General features: G+C 75.4%; 7 protein-coding genes. 3 read left to right on the forward strand and 4 right to left on the reverse strand.

The window, feature by feature from the left end:
- Positions 1-125 precede the first annotated feature (125 nt).
- Positions 126-278: a hypothetical protein gene (locus ACFXGA_RS05690; protein WP_378084693.1), complete on the reverse strand. Its 153-nt coding sequence runs from the start codon at positions 276-278 to the stop codon at positions 126-128.
- 355 nt (positions 279-633) lie between these two features.
- On the opposite strand from ACFXGA_RS05690, the gene ACFXGA_RS05695 reads away from it, so the two are divergent.
- On the forward strand, positions 634-2418 hold the full coding sequence (locus tag ACFXGA_RS05695; protein WP_378084694.1) for a tetratricopeptide repeat protein: 1785 nt from the start codon (positions 634-636) through the stop codon (positions 2416-2418).
- Between the two features lie 112 nt (positions 2419-2530).
- Here ACFXGA_RS05695 and ACFXGA_RS05700 read toward each other — a convergent pair whose 3' ends face one another.
- Entirely contained in the window at positions 2531-3025 is a 495-nt protein-coding gene (locus tag ACFXGA_RS05700; RefSeq protein ID WP_378084695.1) for an RrF2 family transcriptional regulator, read from the reverse strand.
- 83 nt (positions 3026-3108) lie between these two features.
- Between ACFXGA_RS05700 and ACFXGA_RS05705 the strand changes: the two genes are divergently transcribed.
- On the forward strand, positions 3109-3852 hold the full coding sequence (locus tag ACFXGA_RS05705) for an SDR family oxidoreductase (protein WP_378084696.1): 744 nt from the start codon (positions 3109-3111) through the stop codon (positions 3850-3852).
- A 61-nt stretch (positions 3853-3913) separates the two neighbouring features.
- On the opposite strand, the gene ACFXGA_RS05710 is transcribed toward ACFXGA_RS05705, so the two are convergent.
- Positions 3914-6091 (reverse strand): MMPL family transporter, encoded by a 2178-nt coding sequence (locus ACFXGA_RS05710; RefSeq protein ID WP_378084697.1) that lies wholly within the window; start codon positions 6089-6091, stop codon positions 3914-3916.
- Between the two features lie 5 nt (positions 6092-6096).
- Entirely contained in the window at positions 6097-6687 is a 591-nt protein-coding gene (locus ACFXGA_RS05715; protein ID WP_378084698.1) for a TetR/AcrR family transcriptional regulator, read from the reverse strand.
- A 171-nt stretch (positions 6688-6858) separates the two neighbouring features.
- Between ACFXGA_RS05715 and ACFXGA_RS05720 the strand changes: the two genes are divergently transcribed.
- On the forward strand, positions 6859-7767 hold the full coding sequence (locus ACFXGA_RS05720) for an SAM-dependent methyltransferase (RefSeq protein WP_378084699.1): 909 nt from the start codon (positions 6859-6861) through the stop codon (positions 7765-7767).
- The last annotated feature ends 104 nt before the right edge of the window (positions 7768-7871 follow it).

The following is a 7871-nucleotide window of genomic DNA, read 5'->3' on the forward strand; positions in this document are numbered from 1 at the left end:
GGGCCCCCCCCCCCCGCGGGGTGGGACCCCCCCTCCGGGCCCCGGGGGGGGGCGCCGTTGTCCACCGCGCCCTCCCCCCCGGGCCCCCCCCCCCCCCCCCGGGGGGGGGGGGCCCGCGCCCGAGGTCAGGAACCCGAGCCGGCGTGGCGCGGCGGCACGGCGACCGGCTCGCGGAACAGGTCGGTGTAGGAGCGCTGCTCGTCGCGGCGCGGTGCGGTCACGTCCTCGGGCCGGGACGTGTCCGGGTGGCTGAACAGCGCTTGCTGCGTGGTTGACATGTGCTTTCCGACTTTCTCCGCGCCCGACGCGTGCTCACGGCCGGCGGTGCCGGTCCGGAGGTCTCCGCGTGGCGCGAGGGGTATTCGGAGTTCTGAAAAAGAAGAAGTGGAACGACCCCGATGTCACCCACGGTACACGCCACCGCGCCCGTACCGCCACCGGGTTGCGCCGGCCACTCCCGCGTCGCACCGTCCACTCCGGACCCGTGACCGCCGCCCGCACTCGGATCACCCGTCCGACGGAACCCGCGACGGCCACCGGACGAGTCCGCGCCGATCCACAGTGGACCGACCTCGGCACGCGCCTGACCTGCCGATCCGCTCGGTTACGATGCCTCCCGACCCGAGGGGGGCCATGGCACACGACGGATCCGAGGGGCGCGCGGACGAACGGCTCGACGCCGAGGGCGAGGTCGCGGCCGCCCGGCTCGCCCTGGCCGAGGGCGACCTGCGCCACGCCGCGCGGCGGCTGGCCGACGCGATGGCGGCCGACCCGCGCCTGCCCGACGTCCACGAGGCGCTCGCCGAGCTGGTCGCCCGCGCGGGCGGGCCGGTGCGGGCGTTGCGGCACTTCGAGCCCGGACCCGAGCGGGCGTCCACCGGCACGATCGCCGCCCACGCGCACGTGTGCGCGATGGCCGGCCGCTGGGACCGGGCCGTGCCGGAGCTGTTCGCCGTCGCCGCGCGCGAGCCGCACCGCCCCTGGCTGGACGTCGCCTGGCTGCACCGCCCCGACCTGCCGGACCTGCTCGACCCCAACGCCGCCGCGATCGCCGCGGCGCGCTGCGCGCAGCCGTTGGCCGACCCGGTCGGGGAGGCCGAACGCGCACCGCTGCTGCCCGCGCTCGCGGTGCTGCGCGGCTGCGTCGCCCGCCACCCCGAGCACGCCATGCTGCTGTGGTGCGGCTCCACCCTGGCCCGCCGCCTCGGCGCGGCCGACGAGGCGATCGCGTGGGCGCAGCGGTCGTTCGACGTGGAGCCGACGCACGAGGCGGCGGTCGCGAAGGGCCACGCGCTGCGCACCGCCGGCCGCACCGAGGAGGCGTTAGCCGTCTGGCGGCGGGAAGCGGCCCGCACCCCCGAGGGCCACGACCTGTTCCTCCACATCGCCGACCTGCTGGAGGCGACGGGCCGGCCGGCCGAAGGGCTGGAGTGGGCGCTGCGCGTGGTGGACGCCAACCCCGAGCACCCGAAGGCCCTCGCGACCGCGCTCGGCCTGCGGCACGCCCTGGACGACGACGTGCGGCACCTCGTCGCCCTGGCCGACCACCTGCGCGACCACCCCGAGCACTCCTACGCCGCCGACGTGCTCGCCCGGCGCGCACGAGGCCGCCCGTGGCTGGGCGGCGTGCCGGAGGCCGCCGACGACCTGGTCGGCCTGCTGCGCGACGTGCTCCAGGAGTACGGGCCGTCGGCCGACGTCGAGCCGGAGGTGACGCTGGCCACGCCGGCGCCGCCGAGCGCCGTGCTGGCGCTGCGGCTGGCGTTCCCCCTGGCCGAGGTGGCGGTCGACCACGTGCCGGAGCCGGACCCGCGCCGGCCGGTCGGCGACGTCCGGCACGTCGTGTGGGCCTACGACGGGACGACGGCCCGACCCGCCGTGCCGCCGCCGTCGCCCGAGGCCGTCAAGGCGGTGCCGGCCGTGGCGGCGACGAGCTGGCCGTCCCTGCCCGCCGCCTACGACCGCGCCGTCGTGCTGTCCGCGCTCGACCCGCACGACCTGCTCGGCGTGCTCGTGCACCCGCCCGCGCCGACCGGGGACGTGGTGCGGCACGCGCCGCAGCGGTGGTTGCGGGGCGTGCAGGTGTGGGCGTGCCTGGGCCTGGCGCACCACCGCGCGGACGAGCCGTGGCCCGCCTCGCGCCGCCGCGGGCTGCTGGCGGACCTGCTGAACGGCCCCGAGGACTGGGTGGCGGAGGCGGCGGGGCTGGCGCTCGTGGCGACCGCCTGGGTGGAGCCCGCGACCCGGCCCGATGTCGCGGAACTGGTCGTGCACCGGATGCGCGCCGCGGTGCGGGCGCGGCGGACCCGTGAGGTCCCCGTGCTGGCGTCGCTGTGCGAGCTGGTGCTCGCCCTCCCGGAGGTGGACGACGGGTCCGCCGCGCTCGCCCGCGACGTGCTCGCCGGGGGCGCGGACTGACCGGCGTCGCCGACGCGTTGGGCTCCGGCCAGGGCCAGGACGGCCGGCGGGACGCGCTCGGCTCCCGGCGCCGGCCGGGACACGCGGTCGGCTCCGGCTCCGCGGTGAACGGTCAGGACGGCCGGCGCGGCGCGGTCGCGGCCGACGCGAGCAGCGACCGGGTGCGGGCCGGCGCGGTCGGCGGCAGCGCGGCGACGACGTCGGCGAGGGAGTCGGCGGCGAGGGCGCGCCGCCAGGCGTCGTGCGCGTCGGCCATCTTCGCGGCGAGCAGGCACGTGTCCCGGCAGTCCTGCGGCGGCAGCGCGCCGCGCCCCCGCTGCCGGATCTCGCGGCACTCGTAGGGCGAGGACGCGCCGTCCACCGCCTCGACCACCTGCAACAACGTGATCTCCGACGCCGGCCGGGCGAGCCGGAAACCGCCGCGGGGACCGGTGGTCGCGGCCAGCACGCCGGCCCGGACGAGCGCCTGCAACTGCTTGGCCAGGTAGGGCGCGGGCAGGTCGTAGTACGCCGCGAGCTGGGCCGCCGACGCGGTGGACCCCGGCTCGAGCTGCGCCAGGGTCGTCGCGCAGTGCAGTACCCACTCCGTGCTCACAGGCAGCTTCACACCGGCCAGTCTAACGGCGATATTGCGGATCAATTTTGTCCGAGATAGGTTGGCGGCGTACCGAGGCAAGGGAAAGGAACGTCATGCGCATCGCAGTCGCCGGCGCCACCGGCAACATCGGCTCCCTCACCGTGGCCGCCCTGGAGCGCGACGGGCACGAGGTCGTGCGCATCAGCCGCTCGCTGGGCGTGGACCTGTCCACCGGCGCAGGGCTGGACGAGGCCCTGGCGGGGGTCGACGCGGTAGTGGACGCGGTCAACGTGCCCACGGCGCGGCGCGAGGAGACCGTGGCGCTGTTCTCCGAGGCGACCCGGAACCTGCTGGCGGCCGAGGAGCGCGCGGGCGTGCGGCACCACGTGCTGCTCTCGATCGTCGGCATCCACCGCGTCGAGGGCAACGTGCACTACGCGGGCAAGCGCGAGCAGGAACGGCTGGTCGAGGAGGGTCCCGTGCCGTGGACGATCGTCCCGGCCACCCAGTTCCACGACTTCGCCGAGATGGTCGCGGGCTGGACCGAGCGGGACGGCGTCGCGACGATCGCGCCGCTGCTCGTGCAGCCGATCGCGCCGGCCGACGTGGCGGACGTGCTGGCCGAGGTCGCGGTCGGCGAGCCGCTCGGCCGCCACGCCGACCTCGCCGGCCCGGAGACGCAGGACCTGGTCGACATGGCGCGGCGCACGCACCGGGCGCGTGGCCGGGACGTGCGGCTCGTGCCGACGTGGTCGGGGGTGTTCGGCCCGGAGATGGCCGGGAACGTGCTGCTGCCCGGCGAGGGCGCGCGCATCGCGCCCACCACGTTCGAGGAGTGGCTCGCGAAGTCCGCGTGACGCGGACCGGTCCGGCGCCGGGGGGTTCGACGCCGGACCGGTGACGGTCACGCGGGAGCGGTCACGCGGTCGCGTCGACCAGGTGCTTGCGCTCCTCGCGGTCCTGCTCCAGCCCGGCGCCCTCCACGTCGAGGGTCGGCAGCCGGCGCAGCCACTTCGGCAGCCACCACGCCTTCTCGCCGAGCAGGGCCAGCGCCGCGGGCACCAGGACCATGCGGACCACGAACGCGTCGAACAGGATGCCGATCGCCAGGGCGAACGCGATGGACTTCATCGGGCCCTCGCCCGCGGGCACGAAGCCCGCGAACACCGAGAACATGATCAGCGCGGCGGCCACGACCACGGGCGCGGCCTGGCGGAACCCGGTGCCGATCGCGTCGACCGGGGCCTTGCCGTGGTGGTGCGCCTCGTGCATCCGGGACACCAGGAAGATCTGGTAGTCCATGGCCAGGCCGAACAGGATGCCCACCATCAGGATCGGGGTCAGGCTGAGCAGCGGGCCGGTCGTGTCGAGGTTGACCGCGTCGGCCAGCCAGCCCCACTGGAACACCGCCACCGTCGCGCCGAGCGAGGCCCCGATGGTGAGCAGGAAGCCGAGCACGCCGACCAGCGGGACCAGCAGCGACCGGAACACGAGCACCAGCAGCACCAGGGCGAGGCCCACGACCAGCGCCAGGTAGACCGGCATGGCGTCGTCCAGCGCCACCGCCACGTCCACGCTGACCGCGGTCGCGCCGGTGACGTAGGTGGTCGCGCCCTCCACGTCGGCCAGCCGGTCCCGCAGGTCGGTGACCAGCTGCTCGGTCGCCTGCGTGGCCGGGCCCGACTCGGGGATCACGGTGAGCATGGCGGCCGTGCCGTCGGCGTTGGGCCGGGGCGGCGTGACGAGCGCGACGTCGTCGAGGCCCTGGATGGTCGGGGCGGTCGAGGCGGCGGTGGCCGCGGCGCCGTCGCCCTCGAACAGCACCACCAGCGGGCCGTTGAACCCCTCGCCGAAGCCCTCGGCGAGCACCCGCTCCGCGCGGGCCTGGGTGGAGTCGGCGGCCGGGGCCGGGACCAGCGTGGTCTCCATCGCCGTCACCGGCACGGCGATCACGCCGAGGCCGACGACGGCGAGCAGCAGCGCCGCGACCCGGTTGCGGGTGACCGCGCCGATCCAGCCGCGGAAGAAGCCGCGCCCGTCCGCCTCGGTGTCGGCGTTCGCCGGCCCGTCGCCCGCGGGGGCCGTGCGCTCCTTGCGCGGCAGCACCCGGCGGCCGAGGTAGCCGAGCACGGCGGGCACCAGCGTGACCGCGACGAGGACGGCGACCACGATCGTCACCGCGGCGGCGACACCCATCTGGGTCAGGAACGGGATGCCGACGACGGCCAGGCCCGCCAGCGCGATGACCACGGTCAGGCCGGCCGTGACCACGGCGGAGCCCGCGGTGCCCACGGCGGTGCCGATGGCGTCGCCCACGTCCCGGCCGCGCCGCAGCTCGTGCCGGTAGCGGTTGATGATGAACAGGGCGTAGTCGATGCCGACCGCCAGGCCCAGCATCGCGGCCAGGATCGGGGTGGTGGACTGCAGGTCCATGAAGCCGGTGGCGATCGTGACGCCCAACGCGCCGATGCCCACGCCGACGGCGGCGGTCAGCAGGTTCATGCCGGCCAGGACGAGCGAGCCGTAGGTGATGGCGAGGACCAGCAGGGCGACGACGACACCGATGACCTCGGCGGGTCCGCCGACGTGCGGCGGGGCCTGCGTGGCCTCACCGGTCACCTCGGCGGGCAGCCCGGCGTCGCGGGCGGCGTCGAAGAGCGCGGTGCGCTGCTCCTCGGTGACCTCGCCCACGGGGGCCTCGTAGGTGACCGTGCTGTAGGCCACGTCCTGGTCGGCGTTCACGGTGGGCGCCTGCGGGTCGAGCGGGTTGCTGGCCGACGTGACGCCGGGCAGCTTCGACAGCTCGTCGACCAGCCCGGCGAGCTTTGGCGCGAGTTCGGGGGAGGTCAGCTTCCGGCCCTCCGGGGCCTGCACGACCACCCGCGCGGTCGCGCCCCCGCCGCCGCCGAACTCCTGGTCGATCTTGTCCAGGGCGGTGGTGGACTCCTGGCCGGGGATGGAGAAGGAACTCGACGTCGTCCCGGCCAGGGTGACCGCGCCGAGCGCCGTGCCGCCGAGGACCAGCAGCCACAGCAGGACGACGACCAGGCGGCGCCGGTGCGCGCCGAAGCCGAGTCGGTAGAGCAGACGTGCCATGGGGATCAGGGCTCCGGGTGGGTGGGGTGGGAGAGGGCGCGGTGGCCGAGCGCGTCGAGGCAGGTGGCGATGATGTGCGGCCGCCACGCGGTCTTCTCGCCCGTGTGGTTGGCCGCCAGGCTCAGCACGGCGAGCGCGCTGAGCATCCCGACCACCCGGACGAGCCGTTCGGTGTCGCCGTCGTCCTGCGTCACGCCGAACACCGCCAGCACGTGCTGGGAGAGGGCGTCCAGGCGGGTGCGGTCGCCGTCGTCGGCGCCCAGCACCCCGATCGCCCGCGATTCCAGCGCGATCAGGCCGGGGCGGTCCAGCGCGAAGTCGACCAGCAGCTCCACGGCCCGCCGGTCGCGGGTCGGGCCCGCGGGCGTGCGGGCCGCCTGCTCCAGCAGTTCCCTGCTGTGCGTGCGCCCCACGTCCCGGACCGCGTCGAAGAGGGCCTGCTTGCTCGGGTAATGGTGCAGCAGGCCGGCCTTCGACAGGCCGACCGCGTCGGCCAGGTCCTTCAGCGACGTGTGGTCGAACCCGTGGAGGGCGAACACCCCCGCCACGCGGTCGAGCAACCGGTCGTCGGTCTGCCGGCGCAACGCTCGTGCCATGGCTTCCACGGTACGCACCAACCAACCGATCCGGTCGGTAAGCCGACCGGATCGGTTGGTGGGATCGGTCACGCCCGAGCGCGCTACCCCGTGCCTGAGTACCTTGTCAATCCCCTGCGGAGCCCAATCCGCCCAACCACCGGCTCCGCATCGCGAAAGGATTGACGGGCCTTGACCCTGACCGACTTGCAGTCCCTTCCCATCGAGGTCGTCCGCGGGCCGCGCACCGACCCCTATGAGGACAAGGTGGCCACCGTCTACGCCGATGACCCCGAAGAGTGGCGCAAGGTCATCGGTGACGAGTTGCACTTCCAGTGGGGCGTCTACAACCACCCGGACTCCCCGCGCCCGGTCTCGCTCGACGAGGCGGGACGACGTCACCTCGACCGGCAACTCGAACTGGCCGGTTTCACCGGGCGGACGCCCACGCCGCGCCGGGTCCTGGACCTCGGCTGCGGCTGGGGCGCGGACCTGCGCGCGCTGGCCCGTCGGTTCCCCGACGCCCGGCGGCTGGACGGCGTCAACATCAGCCGCCGGCAGCTGGAGCACTGCGCCCGCGCCCTGGCCGACGACCGCCGCGTCCACCTCTACCAGGCGAACGCCCGCGACGTCGCGCTCCTGCCGGACCCCGGCGACCCGTACGACCTGACCGTCGTCCGCGGCGCGATCACGCACTTCCCGATGGACGTGCTGCGCGAGGCGGTCGCGGGGCTGTCGGCACGCGTCCGCGGCGGCGGGCTGCTGGTCATCTCCGACAACCTCTACAACGTGGACCTCGACACGTACACCTCGGCGATCCCCGATCGGGTGGACCGCCTGGCGTGCCGGCACCGCAAGACACCGGCCGACGTCACCGGGGCGCTGGAAGCCGGCGGCTTCGCCGTCGAGGACATCAGGGTGCTGCCGTCGAACACCGACGTGGCCCGCTCGCTGCTGGAGACCCGGAGCAACCTGGAGACCCACTTCCCCGAGGGCGTGACGGGCGCCCTGGAGGAACTGCGCGTCATGGCCGTGAACCTGTCCATCGCCGTGCTGAAGAACGAGATCTCCGCCTACAGCATCATCGCCCGCCGCCGGTGACGCGGTCGCGGGGGGGGGGGGGGGCCCCCCCCCCCCCCGGGGGGCGGGGGGGGCGCCGGGGGCGGGCGGGGGGGGGGGGGGGGTACGACACACCGTCCCACACC

The sequence above is a fragment of the Actinosynnema sp. NPDC059335 genome (assembly GCF_042752395.1).
GTDB lineage: Bacteria > Actinomycetota > Actinomycetes > Mycobacteriales > Pseudonocardiaceae > Actinosynnema.